The sequence below is a fragment of the Nocardia sp. bgisy134 genome (assembly GCF_965341865.1).
Taxonomy (GTDB): Bacteria; Actinomycetota; Actinomycetes; order Mycobacteriales; family Mycobacteriaceae; genus Nocardia.
Window position 1 is genome coordinate 1 of record NZ_CBDQZP010000060.1, and the last position, 1,458, is coordinate 1,458.

Here is a 1,458-nt window from a genome sequence, read left to right on the forward strand (position 1 = left end):
TAACTACTCGAAGACTAGAATCGGATTCATGAAATACCGACCTGTCCTGATCGTGGCCATGATCGGGGCTTGATCGGCACAATACTGTCGAGTCCGTTCGCCGTGTACTTCGGCTTCGGCACTCCTGTGCTCGCTGCCGCCATTGTTGGCGTGGGAATCTTGCTGGCGGGAGGCATAGTATTCGGCGGCCTGTGCGTTGCCCTGGCGTCGGCCGTCAGGGCTGACCGGCGCAGCGGTGGCTACCGCTGTCGCGGTAAGAGCCGGGCATGACTTTCCGAAGCTCCGGCCTGGCGGCGGTACGGCCGGCAGCCGTGTAGGACACGGTAATCGGCAATATGGTGCGTTCGGCCGACCCAGAGGAGTAGGGCCAGTTGATCTTCCATAGCCCAGCGCTGGCCGCTTCGGACCGCGCGGAATCGCCCAGCGGCTGACGCGAGTTCGGGGATTCGTGGCCGAAACCGCTGGCCTGCAACGAGCACGCCAGCGTGGCAGCTGGCGGGCTCGGTGAGGGGCAACGGGCCGTCTCCGTCGTGGACGCGGCGAACAATGTTGTCTACCGACCGGCTCGGCGGGATCCGGCGCGCCGCGACCACGCCACCTGCGTGAGACTTTCCGCTCACGCCCACCTGCCACTGCCACCGCTCACCGGCCCAGGCGGGCATTTAGGGAGTGCGTAACCAACATGTCACCCCGGCGAGCAGGGCCGACTCTGCACTCCTAAGGCCCGGAGCAGCCCGCGCGATCAGCGGCATGTGCGTACGTTTCTCGAACGCAGGAGTGCTGCTCAGCGGGTGATCAGGATGAGCTTTCCTGAGGCTCGCCGTTGTTCGAGGTCACCTAGCGCAGTTGCAGTGTCATCGAGTCGAGCCGGTAGGTGCCGCCCGGAGTGGCGGACATGGCTCCGGCCGGACATCGGCCCCACCTTCGACGCTCAATGAACCAGCAACCGCGAACGGTGTCCCGCCGATAGCCGGACCTGGCCCGCAACGGCCGACCGAACGCGTCCCGGGGCGTACCGTCCTGGCTCAGTCGGTGCCGTCCTGCACCGGATAGTCGATGACAACCACACTGCCGGTGGCGTAGTTGGCGACATCGGCGGCCACTCGCTGGCCTTGCGCCGACGCCCGAGCCGCGGCCAGGGCGGCGGCGTCAGCGAAGTCGCCTTCGAAGACTACGAAATACGGCGCTTCTCCCTTGGTCGCCGCCACGTCGAAGCTGTAGCGCCACGCGAGCAGGCCGGGCATCTCCATTACCAGCGGAAGGTGTTTGGTCACGTAGTAGTCGCGGAAGTGGTCAGGGTCGGCGGGCTTGGGATACAGGACCAACAACTTATGCATGACGACCTCCGTCCAGATCAGGGTCGGTGTGTGTGAGTGCGATATCCAGTACCGCGGTCGGTTGAATCGTCATATGCGCAGGTTAGGGCTTGATGTGTGGTCGAGGGAAAGATCAATACGG

At 64.7% G+C, this 1,458-nt stretch carries 1 protein-coding gene; it reads right to left on the bottom strand.

Annotation, left to right across the window (positions count from 1 at the left end; all coding sequences use genetic code 11):
• Positions 1 to 1,025 precede the first annotated feature (1,025 nt).
• A complete protein-coding gene (locus ACRWNM_RS36510) occupies positions 1,026 to 1,337 on the bottom strand; it encodes an EthD family reductase (protein ID WP_431972730.1) in 312 nt (103 codons plus the stop codon).
• Positions 1,338 to 1,458 lie beyond the last annotated feature (121 nt).